The organism is Enterococcus sp. DIV1304_2 (genome assembly GCF_050555445.1).
Lineage (GTDB): Bacteria > Bacillota > Bacilli > Lactobacillales > Enterococcaceae > Enterococcus_B > Enterococcus_B pernyi.
The window spans coordinates 1,951,404-1,975,856 of record NZ_CP187851.1 but is presented as its reverse complement, the minus strand read 5'-3'; the positions used below and the strand labels follow the sequence as shown (position 1 = coordinate 1,975,856).

At 40.1% G+C, this 24,453-nt stretch carries 16 protein-coding genes; 11 read left to right on the top strand and 5 right to left on the bottom strand.

Going from position 1 to position 24,453, the window contains the following annotated elements; genetic code table 11:
• Nucleotides 1-437: 437 nt before the first annotated feature.
• Together IGJ14_RS09050 and IGJ14_RS09045 are read left to right on the top strand one after the other, a co-directional pair.
• Nucleotides 438-1,889 (top strand): FAD-dependent oxidoreductase, encoded by a 1,452-nt coding sequence (locus tag IGJ14_RS09050; RefSeq protein WP_195273219.1) that lies wholly within the window; start codon nt 438-440, stop codon nt 1,887-1,889.
• Nucleotides 1,855-5,217: an LPXTG cell wall anchor domain-containing protein gene (locus IGJ14_RS09045; RefSeq protein WP_430607597.1), complete on the top strand. Its 3,363-nt coding sequence runs from the start codon at nt 1,855-1,857 to the stop codon at nt 5,215-5,217. Before IGJ14_RS09050 ends, IGJ14_RS09045 begins: the two co-directional genes overlap by 35 nt.
• 337 nt (nt 5,218-5,554) lie before the next feature.
• Here the strand turns inward: IGJ14_RS09045 and IGJ14_RS09040 are convergent, their stop codons facing one another.
• The 4 genes from IGJ14_RS09040 to IGJ14_RS09025 all read right to left on the bottom strand — a co-directional run bounded on the left by IGJ14_RS09040 (nt 5,555) and on the right by IGJ14_RS09025 (nt 10,325).
• Entirely contained in the window at nt 5,555-6,211 is a 657-nt protein-coding gene (locus tag IGJ14_RS09040) for a YitT family protein (protein ID WP_010735027.1), read from the bottom strand.
• Between the two features lie 112 nt (nt 6,212-6,323).
• The gene (locus IGJ14_RS09035; RefSeq protein WP_430607595.1) at nt 6,324-7,910 is read right to left on the bottom strand and encodes a response regulator; all 1,587 of its coding nucleotides are present in this window, start codon (nt 7,908-7,910) and stop codon (nt 6,324-6,326) included.
• Entirely contained in the window at nt 7,903-9,351 is a 1,449-nt protein-coding gene (locus tag IGJ14_RS09030) for a sensor histidine kinase (RefSeq protein ID WP_195273217.1), read from the bottom strand. The genes IGJ14_RS09035 and IGJ14_RS09030 overlap by 8 nt, the downstream gene beginning before the upstream one ends.
• A gap of 8 nt (nt 9,352-9,359) precedes the next feature.
• A complete protein-coding gene (locus IGJ14_RS09025) occupies nt 9,360-10,325 on the bottom strand; it encodes an ABC transporter substrate-binding protein (RefSeq protein WP_104776354.1) in 966 nt (321 codons plus the stop codon).
• A gap of 274 nt (nt 10,326-10,599) precedes the next feature.
• Between IGJ14_RS09025 and chvE the strand changes: the two genes are divergently transcribed.
• The 9 genes from chvE (at nt 10,600) to IGJ14_RS08980 (ending at nt 22,828) form a co-directional block, all read left to right on the top strand.
• Entirely contained in the window at nt 10,600-11,643 is a 1,044-nt protein-coding gene (gene chvE / locus IGJ14_RS09020) for a multiple monosaccharide ABC transporter substrate-binding protein (RefSeq protein ID WP_229049006.1), read from the top strand.
• A gap of 184 nt (nt 11,644-11,827) precedes the next feature.
• Nucleotides 11,828-13,360 (top strand): multiple monosaccharide ABC transporter ATP-binding protein, encoded by a 1,533-nt coding sequence (gene mmsA, locus IGJ14_RS09015; protein ID WP_019723426.1) that lies wholly within the window; start codon nt 11,828-11,830, stop codon nt 13,358-13,360.
• Nucleotides 13,360-14,562, top strand: a complete 1,203-nt coding sequence (mmsB, locus tag IGJ14_RS09010; RefSeq protein ID WP_019723427.1) for a multiple monosaccharide ABC transporter permease — start codon at nt 13,360-13,362, stop codon at nt 14,560-14,562. Before mmsA ends, mmsB begins: the two co-directional genes overlap by 1 nt.
• 12 nt (nt 14,563-14,574) lie before the next feature.
• On the top strand, nt 14,575-14,898 hold the full coding sequence (locus IGJ14_RS09005; RefSeq protein WP_104871104.1) for a PTS sugar transporter subunit IIB: 324 nt from the start codon (nt 14,575-14,577) through the stop codon (nt 14,896-14,898).
• Between the two features lie 177 nt (nt 14,899-15,075).
• On the top strand, nt 15,076-16,164 hold the full coding sequence (locus IGJ14_RS09000) for a GntR family transcriptional regulator (RefSeq protein WP_019723429.1): 1,089 nt from the start codon (nt 15,076-15,078) through the stop codon (nt 16,162-16,164).
• A gap of 301 nt (nt 16,165-16,465) precedes the next feature.
• On the top strand, nt 16,466-18,052 hold the full coding sequence (locus tag IGJ14_RS08995) for a xylulokinase (RefSeq protein WP_396349516.1): 1,587 nt from the start codon (nt 16,466-16,468) through the stop codon (nt 18,050-18,052).
• Nucleotides 18,046-18,744 (top strand): L-ribulose-5-phosphate 4-epimerase, encoded by a 699-nt coding sequence (locus IGJ14_RS08990; protein WP_104776350.1) that lies wholly within the window; start codon nt 18,046-18,048, stop codon nt 18,742-18,744. The genes IGJ14_RS08995 and IGJ14_RS08990 overlap by 7 nt, the downstream gene beginning before the upstream one ends.
• Nucleotides 18,745-18,764: 20 nt before the next feature.
• The gene (gene araA, locus IGJ14_RS08985; RefSeq protein WP_195273215.1) at nt 18,765-20,189 is read left to right on the top strand and encodes an L-arabinose isomerase; all 1,425 of its coding nucleotides are present in this window, start codon (nt 18,765-18,767) and stop codon (nt 20,187-20,189) included.
• Nucleotides 20,190-20,452: 263 nt separating this feature from the next.
• Entirely contained in the window at nt 20,453-22,828 is a 2,376-nt protein-coding gene (locus IGJ14_RS08980; protein WP_430607588.1) for a phosphoketolase family protein, read from the top strand.
• Nucleotides 22,829-22,985: 157 nt separating this feature from the next.
• On the opposite strand, the gene IGJ14_RS08975 is transcribed toward IGJ14_RS08980, so the two are convergent.
• Nucleotides 22,986-24,281 carry an ISL3 family transposase gene (locus IGJ14_RS08975; RefSeq protein WP_430607585.1) on the bottom strand — a complete coding sequence of 432 codons (1,296 nt, stop codon included), beginning with the start codon at nt 24,279-24,281 and terminating at the stop codon, nt 22,986-22,988.
• Nucleotides 24,282-24,453: the final 172 nt, after the last annotated feature.

The window sequence follows — 24,453 nt, the reverse complement described above, 5'->3', positions numbered from 1 at the left end:
TGGAATGGTTATCGATCCGTTCTGCGGCTCTTTTTAAATAACGTTATATTTATTATATTCAGCTATAATCAAATAGTCACCGTGTAGTTAAACCAACAATGGAATGAAAACTTCATATGTCCATCTACATATAGTTGATATTGTAAAAAATAAATTTTTTAATGACATTCAATAAATGAGCATATCTACTTTATGACTGGATGTTTACTAAAAAAATGAACGGTTTATTTCATCCGTTGAAGCAAGAATGATTATATTCTTTAATATACCGATTTGAATAAGTGGAAGAGGAAATAGTTGCTTCATTGCGTCTTAGTGGTTAGACCTTTATAACTGACAACTAGTCTTTCTAAGTGATATAATTTATATAAATAGTAGATTAAAAATAACCGTATGTATATTTTATAGCATGCTTTTATTAATGAAGGAGGCAGTTGATGAGGATCATAATTGTTGGAGGAAACCACGCGGGGATTGCCGCAGCACTTCGTATTCGTGAGGAATATCCAGACGATGAAGTAATCGTATTTGAAAAAAAAGATGAAATAACATTTGTCTCCCAAACAATCCCATTATTTTTGATGGGACATCAAGATATCCACTCCCAAGCAAATTATGCAACACCGCATGAAATTATTGCTCAAGGAGTGGATTTACGCATTCAAAAAGAAGTAACCAACATCGATGCGAAAAAGAAGACGTTGAATTTTAGAAATGTGTTAAGTCAACATGAGCACGAAATAACTTATGACCGATTGATCATGGCTGCGGGTTCGTATCCCAACCTTCCTCCAACTGGCGGAAAACTGAATGAGACACTTTTTCTTTTGAAAGAGCGTAAGGATGCTGAAGCAATTGAAAAATTTATATCAGAAGCCCATCATGCGGTAGTGATTGGCGCTGGACTGGTCGGTGTAGAGATTGCTCGTATCTTAGCCCAACGAAAAATGAAAGTCACTTTGATCCAATCAAATGCAAGAATCCTTGACAAATATTTGGATGAGAATGCCGCGATCGAAGTAGAGAAGCAACTAGAAGAAGAAGGTATCCAACTATTACTAGGTACTAGAGTGACAAGCTACCATACAATTGATAAAAAAATCTGGAGTCGACCTAAAATCGAAGTTGAAACTTCTTCTGATTTGACTATCCGTGCAGATGGCGTCTTTGTTTCTGTTGGCTTCCGACCAAATTCGTTCTTATTAGCTGGACAAGTTGAAACCGGTGACCGTGGAGCAATCGTCGTTGATAAGTACATGTATACAACAGATGATTCGATTTTAGCGATAGGGGATTGTTCTACGACTTATATGGACTTGACCAAAGAAAATATTTATAATCCTCATGCTTCCGATGCTTTTCGTCAAGGACTGATCGCTGCTGTCAATATCCACGAGAAAAAGCAAGAAGTAGCAATGACCACAGGGACTTATAAATTCAATATGGATGGCTTTACCATTGCGAATACTGGGATTACATTGAATCAAGCAAGAAAATTCGGATATGATGCAGAAGAAGTACACTACCAGAATCGTTATCTAGAGCGTGGCGGACAGTTTGTGCATGAATCGATTGTCAAATACTCACCAATTGAAAAAGGCAGAAAGAATCATTATTCAAGTATTTATCTAGTTTATGAGAAGAAAACAAAAAAAATCTTAGGATTGCAGGTTCTAGGAACAGTTGATATTTCTCAATATGTCAATATCATCAGTTTAGCAATCCAAAAAAATGTGACCGTGCCAGAAATTGAATTTACGGATTTCTTTTATGAACATGGCTACAAGAATCCTCTAGGTTTTACAAAAATATTAGCCTCTTTAGTTAGGGAAAAAGAAAGAGAGAGTGGTCGTGATGGCAAAGAAGAAAGATCAAATGAAATTGAATAAACCAGACAAAGAGATGTCAAAAAAACAAAAGCGAATGATTGAAGCTGGCGCACTGTTGACAGTAGGTGCTGGTGCATTTATCGGTGGCGTCACGATTCCAAATCTTTCTGCCTCTGCAGACAGTTCCTCTTTGTCCGAAAAGCGACTTGTTGAAGATGAGACCATCCAAGATATTGAACATACTTCTGTGGATGAATTGAATCAATCCTTACAAAAAGGTCAAAGTAGCAGTGTGAAGACAAATACTGGCTTTGTAGCTAAGTTAATGGATCAACTACCAAGTAAAGAAAAACTTTCTTCTATGTATGAAGGAGAAGGGATCAAAGTCAGTGATAGTCATACGGCATATGATATCCAACAAATTCTAGGAATCAAAGATGCGGACGTTTATTACCAGACTTCTACTTTATCTACAAGTGATGCGCAAGTAATGAAAATGTCAAGCTATCGGCAATTGATCCAAGCAAATCCGAATGTGAAGGTAACTTCACAAGATAATTATAAAACGGTCTCTCCTCATTTATATGAATCCAAAGAAAAGGCTTATGAAGATTCTGCAAACTGGAAAGATTCAAAAGTAGTTGCAAGTACGAGAGAAAAATCCTTAAGTTTCTCATCTAAAACGAAACCTGAAAGCACCAACTTTACCGCGGATGATGGTGCAGTATTAGGAAATATGAAAATCGATACAGGTTTTTCTTTGAACGTGAAAGCGGAAAATGGTCAAGCAAAATTAACAGATGAAATCAAAAGCGATTTTGAAGATGCAATGGAGAAGAATTTTTCCATCACTTATGAAGGTAGTACCTATTATGCAGTTTATCATGATGAGTCTATTTCTACCGACCATGGTAAAAATCAAGCAGATGGTTATTTCACATTTTCTTCGTCGACACATGGATTGCCTTTAGAGATCAATGGTCATTACTTGGTCTCACCTGTTCAGTTCGGTAGTACAGTTGACAGCTTAAAAACGTCTTTATCCTTGCACGGTGTACGGAGTTTTGAGAACACCGATTCTTGGTTAAATACAGATGAATCCAATATCAATGTAAAAGTAAATTTCGTTGATCAATTAGCGGATGAAAATACAACTTACTATGAAATCCAAGCAAAAGATCAAGTGATCGAGTCATTGAAATATGAATATGTGACCGTTAGTTTAGATGAGCAAAAAGCCACTGATTCAACTACAGCATATGCAGATGAGATGTCAATGCCAACGTATAGTGGTTCTCAATCAGGTATTAGTCCTGGGGGAGCAGTTGATGGTAATCTCGCAGAAGACGCAGCTGGATTAGCAGGATGGAATCAGACAGCGACGTTTTCTGGTGGTGGATATGGCGGACACACGATTACAGCGAATTCGGCAGTAACTGTGAAAACAGGACAGGTTTCTCAGACAAACTTTTCTTCAGTTATAAGTACGGTCAATATAACAGTAGACGGTGTGTCTTATAATCAGTTTGTTGCTCAACCAATCATGGTCAATGGGGTTCAGTATGCTGGTTATTTAACTGGTGCAAACGGAAGCGGCAGTGATTTTACGATCGTTGTGAAAGATACGAACTTTAATATCTACCAAATCGGGGGAGAATTTGCTTATATTTCTTCCTCAATGACGGATATGGCTTCACCAGATGCAACAACACCGGATGCAACCAACCCACAAGTGACCCCAGGAACAACTACACCAGAAGTCGATCCAGGCACAGGTGGCGGAGAAACTACTGATCCAGGAACAACTACGCCAGAGGTCGATCCAGGCACAGGTGGTGGAGAAACTACTGATCCAGGAACAACAACGCCAGAGGTCGATCCAGGCACAGGTGGCGGAGAAACTACTGATCCAGGCACAGGCACGCCAGAAGTAGATCCCGGCACAGGTGGAGGCGAGACTGATCCAGGGACAACAACGCCAGAGGTAGATCCCGGAATGGGCGGCGAAACTGATCCAGGCACCGGAACGCCAGAGGTAGACCCCGGCACAGGCGGCGAAACTGACCCGGGAACCGGCACACCGGAAGTCGAACCAGGTACAGGAGGGGAAACTGACCCAGGTACAACAACGCCGGAAGTCGAACCAGGTACAGGTGGCGAAACTGATCCTGAGACCGGCACACCAGAGGTAGACCCAACTATTCCAGATAAGCCAGATGCAGGTATTCCAATTGTCAATCCAGTTTTACCAAGTCAACCAGGAGCAAGTATTCCAGGTGTAGATATCGTAATACCAGATAAAAGTCTAAACACGGTCACGCCAGAAATTGATCCGTTAATACCTATTAACCCCGGCACGGTCACACCAGAAGTCGATCCAGGTGCTGGAGGCGAGACCGAACCTGGAACAGGCACACCGGAAGTCGATCCAGGCACAGGCGGTGAAACCGATCCCGGAACGACAACACCGGAAGTAGACCCAGGCACAGGTGGTGACACTGATCCCGGGACAGGCACGCCAGAGGTAGACCCAGGCACAGGTGGAGAAACAGATCCCGGCACCGGAACACCGGAAGTCGATCCCGGAACAGGTGGAGGCGAGACTGATCCAAGTACAACTACGCCAGAGGTAGACCCAGGCACAGGGGGCGAAACTGATCCGGACCCAGGCACACCAGAAGTAGACCAAGGCACAGGTAGTGGCACTGATCCCGGCACCGGAACACCAGAGGTAGACCCAGGAACGGGTGGAGAAATTGATCCTGATACAGGAACGCCAGAAGTAGATCCAGGTACAGGAGGGGAAATTGATCCCGAAACCGGTACACCAGGGGTAGATCCCGGTACAAGCGGGGAAACCGATCCCGGAACAGGCACACCAGAAGTAGACCCAAGCACAGGCGGCGAAACTGACCCAGGAACAGGCACACCAGAAGTCGATCCCGGTACAGGAGACGGCGAAACCGAGGTAGGCACGACAACACCAGAGGTAAATCCAAGAACCAGTGGTGGAGGAACTGATTTAAGTAGTACCACAACAACTGAGACTACCGATACAGATAATCAAATTGTAAGAACCCAAGTACTAAGTGATAACAGCTCTAACAATGGATTATCTAGTATTAATCAAACGAATGACCAAACGACTAACACACAAGGAACAAGTGACTCTGAAGATGTTTCAGGTAAGCAATTACCTAAGACTGGTTCAACTTCAGGGATGTTTGGAAAATTTGTTGGTGGGATACTTGTTGCTTTTGCGGGATTCTTTGGACTATTCAAACGTAAACGTCGTGAATTACAAAAGGATGAAGATCGTGTCGAACGTGTGATCAAAGAGGAAGATGAAGAACAAGAAAATAAAGAGGAAAATAAGGATAAAAAGTAGAAGATAAGATACAATAGAGTACTTTTACCTCGATAAGCAAGAAATCGAAACATAAGTGCTTAGCCTCGAAAAAAAGGCACCATCCACGAAATTTGTTTTAGTGGATGGTGCCTTATTTCCAATGATGTTACTTTTGTTTCCGCTGCTTATTCGGTTTTAAGTGTGTGATAGGACTAATGTCCAGACACTTTATTTTGAAGTGGTCATTTTGATTCAACTCATTCCAACTAAAGAATGGATAAAATAAAACGATAGAAAACAACCCATGAACCCCCGAAAATAGTTTCCTATTTTTGGATTTCATGGGTTGTTTTCTAATAGCTATTAGTTACAATGCTTATTCTGCTAGATTTTTATTAGGTTGTTCATCTAGAATAGGCGAACTCTCATTCACTAAATCAATCGGCTTAATAGCTAAAAATTGAGTTTGAAATTGTAATAGTTTTTTCATGAAAAATGAAATGAGATAAATAGAGATGGCAGAGATAACCGCTTGTCTTATCCCAAGAATCACAAGGTTTAGAGCGATGATCACGGTATTTGTCAGTAAAACGCCTAGAGCATGTTCGATCCCAAAATATTTTTTGAAAATCAATGGGGGAACCGTAACCCCGCCGTTTGACGCGCCGATTTGATAAAGAATGAATATTCCAAGACTAAATAGAAAACTGCCAGCGACTAAGGCGATTGGGAAATGTTGGGTGATTACCAAAGCCGGTGTGTATGCTAAAATAATCGGAAATATCAAACTACCTATCAGAGTTTTAAAAAAAACTGCTCTTTCCAGAAAGATAAAAGCTAAACAAAGCATCGCTAGATTGATTGCCCAAACAATCAATGTCCGGTCGATCAGCAAGACCATTTCTAGAAGAAAACCAATTGATCCTACGCCTGCTGAAGCAATTTGATGTGGAAGCAAAAACATATTTAGTCCCACAGTAATACTAATGATTCCAACAATAATCACAGGTAATTTTTTTATTTCTGCTTTCACACGCGTATTCCTTTCTTTTTTCACTATTTCTATAATTATAGCAAGTAGTCCAGTTAAGAAAGTAACAACTTTTTCAGACTAAACTGAAAAAAATATTCCGCGGGTTTGTTGCTTATTTGTTGACTAGATAATGATTTTCTTGTAAAGAATGTGCACGATTTTGTTTCATTTTTCGATACTCTTTAGGTGAGATTTTTTCTTTTCGTTTAAAAATAGAACTAAAATAATTTGGATCATTGTATCCCACTTCTGAGGCTATGACAGATAGTTTTGAATTGGTTTCCCGCAAAAGTCGCCTAGCCATGCTCAATCGTTGTTCAGTAAGATAGTCAATAAATGTTTGTCCTATTCCTTGAGAAAAAATCGTACTGAAATGTGAGCTGCTCAAATGGACATGATCAGCCACTTCTTTAAGAGAAAGCTCTGGTTCAAAATAGTGGTTTTCAATATACGTGACGGATTGTTCGAGTACTTCTTTATATTGATTCATGTGATTCTCAAGTACCATTTCTTTTAAAAAGTAAATCATTTGTTCAAGGTATTGGATGAAGAGAGGCGTGTCTGACAGAATGTTCGGAATTTCCTCTGTAGTGGTAAAAGAAACGACTTGATTGGTTTGGTTTTGACGTATCGTTACTAATTCATTCAACTCATTGATGATCAGATGCCTAACGAGAAGTGGATCGGCATGTTGATTGGTCTGTTTGACCAACTTCTCAACAAACGAAGAAATTTCGCTTTTTCTTAGTAAACGAATGGATTCTTTTAGATCAAAAGATTGTCCGTAATTGCCAAGCTTTTTTTCATAATCTAAATAAGAAAGAATTTTTATTTTAGGATCGATCTTCAAGTAACTGAGCAAATGAACAGCAGTCTGATAACTATGTGGAATTTCGCTGATTCGTTTCACAGGATATCCGATTGCAATAACTAAATCATCTGTTGTATGCCCTAATGTTTTGTGAGAAAGCAATGCAACCTGATTTGTTTTTTTTTGTAATAGATCTTCATTTGGATCAAAAATCAATAGTTTGATAAATCGTGAAGAAAGGGAAGAAAAAAGTATTTGTTTATCGTGATCGAATAGCTCAGCCATCTTTTCATGAAAAATATCATAATCTGAAAAAAATTTATTTGTATGATTTGCGATCAAAAGAACCATATATTTATTTCCGGCGATTTCACGTTCAAGTTTTCGACCTTCTTCAATTGCTTCTGAAAGTAGTAACTGATTATTGAACAGGGCATTCAAGTAGAAGTTTTTTTGTACTTCTAAGGAATAGCCATTTGTTTCTTTAGACTGTTTCAATAAGGAGGCAGCTTCTAGTTTTTGAATGATTTGTTCTAGGCTTTTTTGTAGTTCATTAGGTTTGATCGGTTTTAACAGATACTCGGCTACTTGAAGTTGAATCGCAGCTTTTGCATACGTAAATTCATCATATCCACTAATAAAAATGATTTGGATATCAGGCAAGAGTTTTTTTACTTCATTTGCTAATTCAATACCATTCATAAAAGGCATACGAATATCCGTCACCAAGATATCTGGTTTTTGTTCCGCAATCATTGATAGAGCAAGTTCGCCATCGCTGGCATCTTCAATGGAGCTTAATGGTAGAAAGGTTGAAAATTCAGTGATCATCCTCTTCAATGATTCGCGAATCAAATGTTCATCTTCTGCGATAAAAATTTTATACATTTGCTTCATTCCTATCTATATTTTTTGTAGGGACAACGACATGGACGACCGTACCGTGGTCGATCCGGCTAGTAATCGTGATATTTGCATCAGTTCCATAGTATAAAAGCAAGCGTTTGTTGACATTAAAGAGTCCATATCCTTTATGAAAATTAGTATCTAAACCATCTGCGAGTTCTTGGTTGATCTCTTTTAACTTGGTTTCTGTAATCCCTTTTCCATTGTCAATGATCCAAAAATGGATAAACTCTTCTTGATCTATATACGCTTTTACAATGATTTTTCCCTTCCTACGCACCAGTTTTATTCCATGATAGACCGCATTTTCAATCAATGGTTGAAGAATCATTTTTAATATTGGATGATGATCGACTTTTGGATCAATGGTTAATTGATAAGATAATTGATCTCCATAACGGATTTGCAAAATCTTCAAGTAATTGACACAATGTCTGATTTCTTGTTCGACTGGGATCCAGTCTTTTCCTTGACTTAATGAAATGCGGAAGAAGTCAGATAAGGCATATGTCATTTCTTTGACTTTTTCGATTTCGCCCATTTCTGCCAAGACCAAAATGGCGTCTAAACTATTATAAATAAAATGAGGAATGATCTGAGCTTGTAGCGTTCTGACTTCACTTTGCGCAAGATTATATTGCTTTAACGCATTTTCTTCTAATAAAATCACTAAGTTATCAGCCATATCATTCATACTATTACTTAATTTTTTCAACTCATTGTTTTGTTGTGTTTTGATCCGATGATTCAAATGACCTTCTGCTAAAGCATCAGCCATTTTGATCATTTCATCCATAGGCTGTTGGATTTGGTACATCATTTTCGTGTTGAACTTTCTAGTCAATAGAAAAATCAATGCGATGATAATGACCTCAATGGTGGAGAGAATGACTAAGGAACTGCGAACTTCTTCACTTTTTACAGAAGCAGTATCAATTTCGATTTTGACAAAATCTTGTAAAATATCATGGGCAAGTTTGACCGCAGATTCAACATGTAACATCAATGCTTGATTCTCTGCGAATGTTTCTTTTTGATGGATATTTGCAATGATTTTGTCTAAATAGTCAGAAACATTATCAAGGGAGCGCAAAACGATATTGAGTGTTGCTAATTCTTGTGAGTTTTGAGTGCTGACTTTGATCGCACTGATTTCTTCTTTGATGCGATTGATCTGGTTGCTCTTTTGGAATTCTTCAGGTGTGATCTGTCCATAAGTTAATCCAAGAGCTTCTTCGATGATTGTTTCTTCTACATTACTGGCGATTTGATTAGCAATCGAGATATTATGGATACTTTTTTCATAGGAAAAAAGATAATGTGTATAAAGTGCAATGCTAATGATCAAAGGCGTGATTGCTAAAGATAACATGAGCCAACTTGTATGTCGAAGTAGTACTTTAATGCTTTCGTTCTTTTTCATTTTTCCTCCTAATATCCCCGCGGTGGGATCGTTGAAAAATCATTTTGATCTGAGAACACCGTATCAGAAACGTAGATGTCTTGTGGAATCGCTTTCTTTTCGAAGTAGCGTTTGACTGTATTGGCTACTAGTTCACCCATAAAAGGATTGCATTCTACCACACAGTTGACCATTCCTTTTTTTAATTGATCGATCATCTCTTTTTGTGCATCAATGCTGACAATCACAAAATTCTTTTCGAGCTTTTTTTCCTTGATCGCATCTAAGGCACCTAGTGTCATTTCATCATTGTGTGAATAAATGACATCGATTCCCTCAAGTTTTCCCTCATCAATGGCTTTTGAAAATTGTTCTTTGGCTTTTAAGCGAATATAGTCTCCGGTGATCACTTGCCTGACATGGATTCTTGGGTCGCGACCGATGGTTTCTAAAAAGCCGTCTGATCGCAAGCGAGTGGGAGATGTATTTTCTGAACCACGTATCTCAAATACTTGGATCGATTCTTGTGCTTTTTGCTGGTAAAGATTGGTGACATAAAGGCCGGCTCGACTGCCTTGTGCTTTGAAACTTGAACCAATATGGGTCAAATAGAGATCTTGTTTTTCCGTTGTGATGTTGCGATCAACGATGATGACTGGGATATTCGCTTCTTTGGCTTCTTCCAAAACAGAATCCCAGCCAGTTTCTTCGATAGGAGATAACACGATCATATCGACTTGATAGGCAATAAATGTCATCACATCTTGTATCTGTTGTTTTGGATCAGAGTAACTATTTCGGTGAAGGACTTGGAAATTTTGTTTTTCCAGTGCTTCTTTGATGGACTGATTTTGAACTTTGCGCCAATTACTTTCGGTGCCAGCTTGAGAAAAACCAATAGTCAACTCATTTTTTGTAGGCTCAGTAGAGTTGAAAGCACACCCAGTCAACAACAGGCAAAAAGCTGCCAGAATAAAAAAACTTTTGTTCTTCATAATGAATCTCCCCTTTTATCTATATCATATAGCGTTTTCAAATTTCATATTAGCATGTTTGTCAATTTCGTAAGAAAATCAAGAATCGTCAAAAGAAAATGAAGAAAAATCAAAAGTTTACATAAATTTGCGACGGAATTTATAGAAACACAGAAAAATAATCAATGAAAGCGTTTTATATTTCAACTATGATGAATTCATCAAATAAGTATTTGGAGGGACACACATGAAACGAGTTGGGAAAAATTGGTTGGTAGCAATTGTTTTTTTATTAATGTCAGTGACAGTATTTGCTGGTTGTAGCAATGGCAGTGCAGCCGGAGATGAAAAAGGATTTGTAGGGATTTCGATGCCAACAAAATCTGCAGAGCGTTGGATCGCAGATGGCGACAATATGGTCAAGCAACTAGAAGAAAAAGGCTACAAAACGGATTTGCAATATGGAGAAGACAAAGTAGAAAACCAAGTGGCGCAAATCGAAAATATGATCACAAAGGGAGTGGATACGTTGGTCATTGCTTCGATTGACGGTTCAGCATTGACAGATGTCTTAGAAAAAGCACATCAGGCGGATATCAAAGTCATTGCGTATGACCGTTTATTGATGAACTCTGAATATGTCGATTATTATGCAACATTTGATAATTTTGGTGTAGGTGTTTTACAAGCTTCTTATATCGAAGATAAATTAGGCTTAAAAGATGGTGCTGGCCCATTTACGATCGAATTATTTGGCGGTTCGCCTGACGATAACAACGCATTGATCAATTACAATGGTGTGATGTCGATTCTTCAACCTTATATCGACAGCAAACAATTGAACGTCTCATCAGGTCAAACGAAATTCAATCAAATCGCGACGCTTCGTTGGGATGGCTCAACTGCACAAGCACGTATGGATAACTTATTAAGTGCTAACTATACAGATGACCAACTAGATGCAGTTCTTTCTCCTTACGATCCAATTAGTTTAGGGATCATTTCTTCCTTAAAAGGAGTAGGGTATGGCTCTGCCGACAAACCACTTCCAGTTATCACAGGACAGGATGCAACGATTGCTGGAGTGAAATCTATCATTGCAGGAGAGCAAACACAAACGATTTTTAAAGATACACGGGTGCTAGCTGATAATACGGTAGAGATGATCGAAGCAATCAACAATGATAAAGAAGTGCCGGTCAATGATGAGGAAACCTACGATAATGGTGTGAAAGTCATTCCGACTTATCTAGCTAACCCAGTTTCTGTAGATAAAGAAAATTACAAACAAGAGCTGATCGATACTGAGTATTACAGTGAAAGTGATTTAGGACAATAAGTAACAAGGGTTTTGGGACATTCGTCGTCTTATGCCTTTTATAACCGGATAAACAGTGTTCCAGAAGTAGTTCCTTCAGAATTAAGCGTGAGATCCCAGGAATTTGAAGAACGATTTTCGGTTTTTCACGCTTATTTCTCGGAGTTGAGCACTTCTGTCACAACCTCGATTAGGAAGTGGAAAAATGGCAGATTATATTTTAGAAATGAAAGAAATCATCAAAGAATTCTCTGGTGTTCGTGCGTTGAACAATGTCAATCTCCGCATCAAACGTGGAGAGATCCACGCCCTTTGTGGCGAGAATGGTGCAGGAAAATCCACGTTGATGAATGTGTTGAGCGGTTTGTACCCTTATGGCAGTTATTCAGGCGAAATCATGTATGACGGGGAGGCTTGCCAATTCAAAAATCTCAGAGATAGTGAAGCGAAAGGGATTGTGATCATCCATCAGGAATTAGCATTGAGTCCCTATCTGTCGATCAAAGAAAACATTTTTTTAGGGAACGAACAAACAAAACATGGCGTGATCGACTGGAATTTGACTGAACGAAAAACAGAAAATCTACTAAAAACGGTAGGCTTGAAAATCGATCCGAATACCTTAGTCTCACAAATCGGTGTCGGGCATCAGCAGTTGGTGGAAATTGCGAAGGCTTTTTCTAAAAATGTTCGATTACTTATATTAGATGAACCGACAGCAGCGCTGAATGAAGAAGAAAGTGCCAATCTTTTGGCGTTGATCAAGGAGTTTCGCAATCAAGGAATCACTTCGATCATTATTTCGCATAAATTGAATGAAATCGTTGCGGTAGCTGACCGGATCACGATCTTACGAGATGGTCAAACGATCGAAACGTTAGAAAATACAGCAATCAGTGAAGAGCGGATCATTAAAGGAATGGTTGGTCGTGATTTAACGAATCGTTACCCTGATCGTCATCCTAATATCGGCGAGGTTTATTTTGAAGTCAAGGATTGGACGGTCCATCATCCATTGACCACCGAGCGAATCATCAATGATCATATCGATTTTTCGATTCGACGAGGCGAAATTGTCGGTATCGCTGGCTTGATGGGGGCAGGACGAACTGAATTTGCCATGAGTGTTTTTGGTCGATCTTATGGAAGCAATATCAGCGGCAAAATTTTTAAAGATGGAAAAGAATTAGTGATCAAAGATGTTTCTCAAGCCATTGATCATGGGTTGGCGTATGTATCCGAAGACCGTAAGTCGGTTGGATTGAATCTTTTGATGGACATCAGAGAAAATACGACGATTGCTAGTCTCAAAAAAATTAGTCGAAGTGGTATCTTAGATCAAGAAAAAGAAGTGATCGAAGCAGAAAACTTCCGTAAAAAAATGAGGACCAAAGCGACTAATGTGTTCCAAAACGTCGGTAGCTTGAGTGGTGGGAATCAACAAAAAGTCGTTTTAGCTAAGTGGTTGATGACTGAACCGGAAATTTTATTTCTGGACGAACCGACTCGCGGTATCGATGTCGGGGCAAAATATGAAATCTACACGATTATTGAAGAAATGGCTGCCTTAGGAAAGTGTGTCTGTATCATTTCCTCTGAACTACCTGAGATCATCGGTATGTGTGATCGGATCTATACCATGAATGAAGGGAAAATGACAGGAGAAGTGCTTAGAGAAGAGGCAAATCAGGAGTTATTGATGAACCTGATGACAAAGGAAGAGGAGGCAGTGGGCTGATGGAAAATGTCACAAAAAAAAGTCAGGAAAAAAATGCTTGGAATGTAAAAGAAAAGATATTAGATATCTTTAGTAAATATAGTATGGTCATTATTTTGGTCGCTTTATTGATTGCTTTTCAACTAATGACCGGCGGGATCTTTTTAAGACCGTTGAATATTACGAATATTGTGTTACAAAACAGCCATATTTTGATTTTGGCTGCGGGAATGTTGTTGGTCGTGCTTTTAGGCTACGTGGATCTATCGGTAGGTTCAGTCATGGCATTTGTTGGAGCGATGGCGGGTATGTTGATGGTCAATAACAACATCAGCCCATGGCTCGCAGTCCCTTTATGTTTATTAGTTGGTGGAGTGATCGGTGCATGGCAAGGCTTTTGGGTCGCTTATGTAGGGATTCCTGCGTTCATCGTGACACTTGCCGGTCTATTGATGTTTCGTGGCTTGACACAGGTTGTATTAGGAGGGCAATCTTTAGCGCCTTTCCCTGGAGGTTTCCAAAAAATCTCGACGGGGTATTTACCAGATATCTTTGGTGTTCCTGGAATGCACTTATTGACGTTGATTTTAGGTGTCGTGTTAGCTGTTAGTTTAGTATTTGCTCAATGGCGTGCGAGAGCGCGAAGAAAAGAAAATTTATTTGAAGTTCCATCAATGAACGCATTCTTGATCAAAGCGGCATTGACGATCGTTCTTGTCTTAGGATTAAGTTATATCTTTGCTTCCTACCAAGGATTTCCAGTAATATTGATCATTTTAGGTGTGATTGTTGGGATATATGGATTTTTGACCAATCGGACAGTTGCGGGACGACAAATTTATGCCACAGGTGGCAATTTGAAGGCAGCACAATTATCTGGGATCAAGACGAAGAAAATCACTTTTTGGGTATTTGTGAATATGGGCGTCATGGCTGCTTTAGCAGGACTGATCTTAGCCGCACGTTTAAACGCTGCTACCCCTCAGGCGGGAACTTCGCTTGAATTAGATGCGATGGCTTCTGTGTACTTTGGAGGAGCTTCGACTTCTGGAGGGATTGGAACGATCACTGGAGCAATCGTCGGTGGCTTAGTCATGGGTGTGCTGAATAATGGGATGTCGATCATGGGGGTCGGAGTAGACTGGCAACAGGCAATCAAAGGCTTGATTTTATTGCTTGCTGTTGTGTTAGATATTTACAATAAAAAACGCAAAATTTCTTAAGGTGGCGAGTGGATGGAAACGACAGAGGAAAAACGGATATTATTGATTTGCACTGCTGGAATCACTTCAGGTCTATTAGTGAAAAATATCCAAAATGCAGCAAATGAAAAAGGTGTGCCTCTTCACGTATACTCTGCACCGGCAATCGTAGCAGAGCAGGCAATCCAAAACCAGCATATTGATGGACTGATGATCGGTCCACAATCTGAATATGAAGTGGAACGGTTAAAAGATTTTCTAACGGTGAAAGCTGTTCCTTACAAATTGATTCGTAAAGAAGATTACGAAACATTTGATGGGGAATCCGTCTTAGCAGATATTTTACAGTTCTTTTGAAATCACTTGAACTAAAAGCTGAAAAAAAGCAGTTGTTCCTTACAAAGCGCGAATAAAACGAATCTCACAGATGTTTTTTTCGTGTTAATAATCCTTTCCAAAACAAGTTGTGCTACAATGATATAAAATAATTGTTCGGACAACTTACGTCGGAGTGAAAGGATTGGCAAAGTAACCATGGAGAAAACAAAATATCAAATGATCGCAGATGAGATAAAGGATAAGATCATTGACCAAATTTTCAAACTAAATGAACCGATACCGCCTGAACTCCAATTACAAAAAGACTACCAAGTAAGCCGTCATACGGTAAGACAAGCGATTGGATTGTTAGTCAATGAAGGGTATCTACGTAAAGAGAAAGGCTCTGGAACATATGTTGATGATGCGTATAAGAAAACATCGGAAAGCAGAAAAAACCAAAAGACGATCGGCGTGATCACGACGTATTTATCGGATTATATTTTCCCCTCGATCATCCGAGGAATTGAAAAAACGTTGAGTGAGCAAGGCTATTCGTTATTGCTAGCGAGTACGAATAATGATCATCAACAAGAAAAAAACTGTTTGGAAAAAATGCTGCAGTTTGGTGTAGATGGCTTGATCGTAGAGCCAACAAAAAGTAATGAATACAATCCGAACCTTGCGCTTTATGTCCGATTGAGAGAACAAGGGATTCCGATGGTCATGATCAATGCTGTCTATGAAGAATTAGCGGTCGCCTCGATTTGTGTCGATGATGTAAAAGTTGGCTTTAAAGGGACAGAGTATTTGATCCAGCAAGGACATCAGCGATTACTGTTCATCACGAAAATCGATGATTTACAAGGGAAATATCGGATGAAAGGATTTATTCAAGCGTGCGAAGCCTACGGTATCCAATTTTCGCCGGAAGATATCATTACCTACACGACTGATTCACGTGGGAAACTAGGTGAAAAAGTCCTCTTACAGCTAAAGGAATCGGCAAGCACCGGCATCATCTGTTACAACGATCAAATTGCTAGCCAGTTGCTTGATGAGGTGATCGCAAAGGGTTATCAAGTACCGCAGCAATTGTCGATCATCGGAAATGATGATTCCTCGTTGAGTCAGATGGGCGCAGTGAAACTGACCACTTTAACTCATCCAAAAGAGCGGATGGGGAAAGATGCAGCAGAATGGATCATTCACACGATCCAAACGGGCAATCAAGGAGAAAATATCGTCTATGAACCTAGTTTGGTGATCAGAGATTCAGTAAGTGCAGCAAAGAATGCCGAGTAGCTGAGGGAAAACGATAAGTGTACCAAATACGATAAAAATTTATTTAATGAACATTAGTCAATGTCTAGCAAGATTATTTGCTCTTAAAAAGGTAAAGAGGAGGAATTTACTCTCTTTGCCTTTTTTATATGATAAATGTGAATTTATCAGGAAAAAGAAAAAGGATTTATGTACGAACAAATAACTATATTTGCGTTGACATGTACGTACAAAAAGTTTTATACTGTAACTATCATAAAGAGAAACTAAGGAGGCGTTTGACATCGAAGCGAAAGAAACTAGGCTGAAACGAATAGAAGCGATTCGCACAGGGCAAACAGCACTAGGTATTGAGCTAGGTTCGACGAGAATCAAAGCAGTGCTGATCGATCAACACTATGAGCCGATTGCAGCTGGAAGTTACGATTGGGAAAACCAGTTAGAAAACGGTATTTGGACCTATTCACTTGATGAGATTTGGAAGGGGTTACAATCGAGTTATCAGCAATTAGTCGACGTGGTTTCTGAAGAGTATGACACGACACTAACTACGATAGGAGCGATCGGCTTTAGCGCAATGATGCACGGTTATTTAGCATTTGATCAGCACGATGAATTGCTTGTTCCTTTTCGCACGTGGCGCAATGCCATTACCGCAGAGGCAGAAGAAAAGTTGAGCAAAGCCTTTCATTATACGATTCCACAGCGTTGGAGCATTGCCCATCTATATCAAGCAATTTTAAATAAAGAAACACATCTAAAAGATCTTAGTTACTTTACAACATTAGCTGGGTATATCCATTGGCAGTTGACCGGACAAAAAGTATTAGGAGTTGGAGATGCTTCAGGAATGTTTCCGATTGATCGTCAAACGAAGGGATATGATGCACAAAAGATTGCTATTTTTGATCAATTGGCACAAGCAGAAGGTTTTATGCAACCTTTAGAAACGCTCCTTCCAGAAATTCGTTTGGCTGGTGAGGTTGCAGGGACGCTGACTGAAAAGGGAGCCAAGCTCTTAGATCTATCCGGTAACTTATCTGCAGGGATTCCTGTTTGCCCACCAGAAGGGGATGCCGGCACCGGCATGGTCGCAACGAACAGTGTGGGGCTACGCACAGGGAATGTTTCAGCTGGGACATCGGCTTTTGCAATGATCGTATTGGATAAAGAGTTAGTAAATATCCATCCAGAAATCGACCAAGTAACAACACCTGACGGAAGCCCTGTAGCAATGGTGCATACAAACAATTGCTCATCAGAAATCAACGCATGGGTCAAGATTTTCAAAGAGTTCAGTGAGAGTCTTGGCGTGACGATCGATACACAGCAGATTTATGAAACCTTATTTTTGAGAGCGCTACAAGGAGAGGGTGACTGTGGAGGATTACTCAGCTATGGGTATCACTCAGGAGAAAACATCACAAAAATGGAACAAGGCAGACCATTATTCGTGCGACAGCCTGATAGCACATTTGATTTAGCAAATTTTATGCGGATGCACCTGTCGAGTGCTTTTGGGGCGATGCGTCTAGGGATGGAGATTCTTAAATCTGAGCAAGTCACGATCGATCGTTTAGTGGCACATGGCGGGATCTTTAAAACGCCGAAAGTTGCTCAAACGATTCTAGCTTCAGCAATGGAAGCACCTGTCACAGTCATGGAAACAGCCGGAGAAGGAGGCGCTTGGGGGATTGCCTTATTAGCTGCTTATCTCCGATCGGCAGATGGCATGACTTTGGAAGAATTTTTAGCAAAAGAGGTATTTTCAACTAGTGAAGGTCTGACGATCGAGCCTAAAGAGGCAGATTTAAAAGGTTACGAAAAATTTATTGAGCTGTATGAAAAAGGGTTGCCTATCGAAGCATCCGCGATCGTATCAATGGAAGAAGGAGTGAGAGAATGTTAGAAAGTCTGAAAGAAGCGGTTTATCAAGCGAATTTAGCTTTACCAAAACAAGGTTTGATCAAATATACATGGGGGAATGTCAGTGCGTTTGATCGAGAAACAGGATATTTTGTCATCAAACCTAGTGGTGTGAGCTATGAGGAAATGAAAGCAGAAGATATGGTTGTTGTTGATTTGAATAATCAAGTCATCGAAGGCAAGCTTAATCCATCCTCCGATACACCGACACATGCGGTTCTCTACAAACATTTCCCGGAAATTGGCGGGATTTGTCATACGCATTCGACGTGGGCAACGATTTGGGCGCAAGCGGGTCTCGATTTACCCGCCATGGGTACGACTCATGCAGATACTTTTTATGGTAGCGTTCCTTGTGCAAGATTTTTATCACAAGAAGAAATCGATGCTGGTTATGAACACGAAACCGGCAATGTGATCATTGAGACATTCCAAAATAGAAATATTGATATCATGGCGATCCCGGGAGTGTTGTTACATGGTCATGGACCGTTTACTTGGGGAAAAGACGCTTCTCAAGCGGTGATGAATGCCGTTGTACTGGATGAAGTGGCGAAAATGAACTTATTTACTCGCCAATTGAATAGTTTTTCCGAACCATTGCCACAACGAATATTGGATAAACATTATTTACGCAAGCATGGTAAAGATGCGTATTATGGCCAAAAAAAATAAAAAAAAGAGGAGTTATAAACATGTTAGCAATCAGTGAAAAAGAATTTTGGTTCGTCGTAGGTTCACAACATCTATACGGAGAAGAAGCTTTAGCACAGGTCAAAAAGAATGCGGAGACGATCGTTACAGCACTAAATGATCACCAAACGTTGCCTTATCCGATCGTACTAAAAGAACTAGCAGTGACTGCTGATACGATCACTTCGATCATGAAAGAAGCGAATTACCAAGAGCAAGTAGCAGGTGTGATCACTTGGATGCATACTTTCTCCCCAGCAAAAATGTGGATTCGTGGCACGCAGTTATTACAAAAGCCTTTGTTGCATTTAGCTACGCAATTTAATGAGAGTATTCCTTGGGAAACGATCGACATGGACTTTATGAACTTGAACCAAGCAGCCCACGGGGATCGGGAATATGGTTTTATCAATGCACGACTCAATAAGAAAAATGAAATCGTGGTAGGTCATTGGCAATCCGAAGATGTGCAACGTCAGATCTCAGACTGGATGCACGTGGCTGTGGCTTATAATGAAAGCTTCTCGATCAAGGTTGCTCGGTTTGGAGACAATATGCGTAATGTGGCTGTGACCGAAGGAGACAAAGTAGAAGCACAGATCCAGTTTGGCTGGGTGGTCGACTATTATGGGATCGGCGATTTAGTCAAAGTGATCGATGAAGTCACTGAGGAAGAGGTAGCGTCATTATTTGAAGAATATAAACAACTCTATGATTTTGATTATGCAGATTATGACCATGACACTTGGGAAGCACATGTCAAAGTACAAGCAAAACAAGAAATCGGGATCAGACGTTTCTTGGAAGCGGGCAATTATAATGCTTTCACAACAAACTTTGAAGATCTTTACGGTATGCAACAGTTACCTGGCTTGGCAGTCCAACGGTTAATGGCAGAAGGCTACGGATTTGCCGGTGAGGGGGATTGGAAAACAGCTGCTTTGGATCGGATGTTAAAAATCATGGCACAAAACAAAGACACAGGTTTTATGGAAGATTACACGTATGAATTGACGCCAGGAAAAGAAGCAATTTTACAATCTCACATGATGGAAGTAGATCCGACATTGGCGGTCAATCGACCAAAAATCGTTGTTTCGCCATTATCGATGGGTGATCGAGAAGATCCGGCTCGTTTGGTGTTTGACGGTAAAGCCGGCGATGGTGTCGTGGTTTCCATGGCAGATTTTGGCACGCATTACAAATTGTTGATCAATGAAGTGGAAGCCTTCGAACCAACAGAAGAAGCCCCACATTTACCAGTGGCACGCGTACTTTGGAAAGTCAAACCGAATTTCCATGAGGGGGTAGGTGCTTGGATCCGCACAGGTGGCGGACACCATACCGTTGTGTCATTACATCTTACTACCGAGCAGATCCAAACATGGGCGCGCTTGGTTGATTTAGAAGATATCGTCATCAAATAAGTGAAATGATCAATTGAAGGACTTTGGGACTTTAGAAAAACTTACGTCTAACACTCTTTTTCAAAGAAGTAGAGCGTTATGATGTCATTTCTTAGAGATTCAAGTTAAAGTTAAATAAATACCGTAATGTTATCAGCTGATTAAGGGATAGCACATACGAGCAGTCGAAAGAAGCGACGAAGATGAGTCTGGACACTCTGGTAAAGACCAGACTCATTTTTTGTTCTTTCGTAGGACTAGCAATGATTAAAGGGGTGTTCGATATGACAAACGTAGACAAACAAATAGAATTCGAACAATTAGATGCTTGGTGGCGGGCTGCAAATTATATTTCTGTTGCTCAAATGTATTTAAAAGATAATCCATTATTACGCCGTCCATTAACTAAAGACGATGTAAAGACACATCCTATTGGGCATTGGGGAACGATTGCTGGACAAAATTTTGTGTATGCACATCTAAATCGTGTCATCAATAAATACGATTTGGATATGTTTTACATAGAGGGCCCTGGTCATGGTGGACAAGTGATGGTATCCAATTCTTATATTGATGGCAGTTACAGTGAGATCTATCCTGAATTTACAGAAGATGAAGCCGGATTGGCACATTTATGTCGGGTATTTTCTTATCCTGGCGGGATTGCATCCCATGCTGCGCCAGAAACACCAGGATCGATTCATGAAGGTGGAGAACTTGGCTATTCACTGGCCCATGCGACAGGTGCGATCCTTGATCATCCGGATGTCATCGCGGCGACAGTTGTAGGCGATGGCGAAGCAGAAACAGGTCCATTAGCTGGCGGTTGGTTTTCAAATGTCTTTATCAACCCAGTGAATGATGGTGCGGTGCTACCGATTTTGAATTTGAATGGCGGGAAAATCTCAAATCCAACCATCCTTGCCCGCAAGAGTGATGAGGATCTTCGAAAGTATTTTGAAGGAATGGGCTGGAAACCTTATTTTGTTGAAGGCACAGACCCAGAGGCTGTTCATCACATCCTAGCTTCAACGTTAGACACAGTGATCGAAGAAATCAAAGAAATCCAAAAGGAAGCAAGACAAGCACCTGCGGAATCAGCTACGATGCCAAGATGGCCAGTCATTATTTTTCGGACGCCAAAAGGCTGGACTGGACCAAAGACGTGGGAAAATGAACAAGTTGAAGGAACGTTTCGTGCCCATCAAGTACCGATTCCAGTTGATTCAGAGCATATGGAACACGTCGATCATTTGGTTGATTGGTTGCAGTCTTATCGCCCAGAAGAGTTATTTGATGAACAAGGAAGAATCAACCAAGAAATCAAAGATCTTTCACCGAAAGGCAATCGCCGGATGTCGACAAACCCAATCACAAATGGCGGAATCGATCCCAAACCGTTAGTCATGTCTGATTGGAAAAACTATGCCGTGGATACTTCAACACCAGGAGCTGTCGTTGCACAAGATATGATGGTCTTTGGGGAACAAGCTAGAGATGTAATCACGGAGAACCCAACCAATTTTCGGATCTTTGGTCCGGATGAAACAAAATCCAATCGCTTGAACAAAGTATTTGAAGTGACTGATCGACAATGGTTGGAACCTAAAGATGCTTCAGATGAGTGGCAGTCATCAGTAGGAAGAGTTATTGATGGTCAATTGTCGGAACATCAAGCAGAAGGCTTTTTAGAAGGCTATGTTTTGACAGGTCGGCACGGATTCTTTGCTAGTTACGAATCCTTTTTACGTGTTGTTGACTCGATGTTGACGCAACACTTCAAATGGATGCGTAAAGCCAGTGATCAGCCTTGGCGGAAAAACTATCCTTCGTTGAACTTGATTGCCACATCGACTGTTTTTCAACAAGATCATAATGGTTATACCCACCAAGACCCTGGTGTGTTGACTCATTTAGCAGAGAAAAAAGCAGAGTTTATTCGCGAATACTTGCCGGCAGATGCGAATAGTTTGATGGCTGTGATGGATCGTGCGTTGCAAGAAGAGCAAGTCATCAACTTGATTATTTCAAGTAAACATCCACGTCCACAATTTTATTCGGCAACAGAAGCAGAAGAACTAGCCAATGAGGGCTTGAAAATCATCGATTGGGCTAGTACGGTTTCTGCGAATGAAGAGCCAGATCTAGTGATCGCAGCAGCAGGCACAGAACCAAACCTTGAAGCACTTGCGGCAGTCTCGCTATTGAATCAAGCATTTCCACAACTAAAAATCCGCTTTATCAACGTGGTGGATATCTTGAAGTTAAGACACCCATCTGTTGATCAGAGAGGACTAAGTGATGAAGTGTTTGACACGTTCTTTACGAAAGACAAACCAATTCTGTTTGCTTTCCATGGCTATGAAGGCATGATCCGGGATATTTTCTTCTTACGGCACAATCACCAATTGATGGTTCATGGTTATCGAGAAAATGGCGATATCACTACACCGTTTGATATGCGTGTCTTTAGTGAGTTGGATCGATTCCACTTAGCGCAACATGCAGCGGTAACTGTCTACGGTGAAGAAGCAACAGCTTTTGCTGAAGAAATGACACAACAATTGAAAGAACATCGAGAGTATATTCGGAAAGAAGGTCATGATCTGCCAGTAGTGGAAAACTGGAAATGGACGGAGTTAGCTCGGGTGAAGGAATAATAACTAAGAATGACACTAGTAAAACGCGGATCTATCTGCCTTTACTAGTGTTTTTTTAGCACTCGTAAATTTAGTGGCTCTTTGTCAATAAGGACTGATGAGTTGCGAAAAATTAAATCTGGGTCAGAATGAACCTCATTCTGGCTCAGATTTTTTGTTATCTCACTTTGATTAATTGATTGGTCAAAAAGATTCTAATTTTCATGTTCTCAAATGATCTAAATCCGTAGGATACTCGTTTCATCGTTTTTATGTGGGTATTCTTTGCTTCTATTTTTCCATTGGAGTAAGGATAAATCATCGCATTGGCGATGCCTTCTTCGTAGGTCAGAAGGTTTTGAAGTTTCTCACGAAAGCCGTCATCTAACGTTTCGGGAAGTTCTGCCAATAAGGAGAAAAACAAGTCAGGGTCTTTATCTCGAAAAGTTTCAACTAATTCATGGAAAAAGGGATACGCCTCCTTTAGGGACTTAGAAAAGCTAAGCAATCGATCAATCATCATTGCTTCAGTAAGAAATGGGTATTTAGGTGCTCGGAAACTTTTCCATGTTTTATACTCATAGTGGTTAATGTTTGCACGATTTTTTAGCAGAAAGCGCCAGTTCTTTTTCAGTTTTTCTGCATGGCTTTTCTGTCCTGCTTTACGCAGTTCATTCATTTCACGGATACGCAACTCATTGAAAGCTTGATTCATGTGTTTGACAATATGAAACCGATCAATCACTACTTTCGCATTTGGCAGAACGCGTTTGGTGAGCTGGAAGTAGGCGGCGTTCATGTCTGTGACTAAGAATTTTACTTCTTCTGGATTGGTGCAGCCCAAGAAATAGTTTGTTAATCGAGGTAATTTACGAGTAGGTAAGATATCAATTAAATTACCTGTTTCTCCATCTGCGCAAATAAAGCTCATTTTATCTTCTATGGAAGTGTGCGAACGAAATTCATCAACCATCAATACTTTGGGGAGAATCCTCTTAGTGGGCTTTGGTAAATAGCTTTTAAACTCTTTCAATGTACGAATAACGGTAGTCAAAGATACCTGACAGCTTTTCGCAATAAAAGATAAAGAGACTTTTTCAGTCAGTAAAGAAGCAATTTTATATCTGACATGATCCGCAATTGAATGTCTTGGGCGGACAAAATAGCTTTGAGCAGTCCAATGGGTTCGACAGTTTTTACAGGTATAGCGTTGCTTTTTTAAGCGCATAACCATTGGCATATGATTGTATTGTTCAAAGCGGACAATGATTTCTTTCTTTCCATTTTTCACCACAATTGCTTTCCCATTTCCATCTACCACAGTAGAACCACAACTTCTACAGGCACAAGGATCAGGTGAGAGAATGGCATTAATGACCAATGTCTTTTCCTTATGAAAGATCTCGTAAGAGATCTCAGTAATCATCAAATCTTTATCTATTAATCTTAGCATTTTTTTGATAGAATCATTCATATAGCATATCGTCCTCTCAGTTGTTTATTTTGTGGTGATTTAATCATACTAGAGAACGATATGTTTTTTAATACCTAAAATGAAAATGGGACTGAAGAATCAATTTTGATTCATCAGTCCCATAAATTATAGAGCCAATTTAGTTGCTTTGCAGAATTTTAGTGTGGGAAAA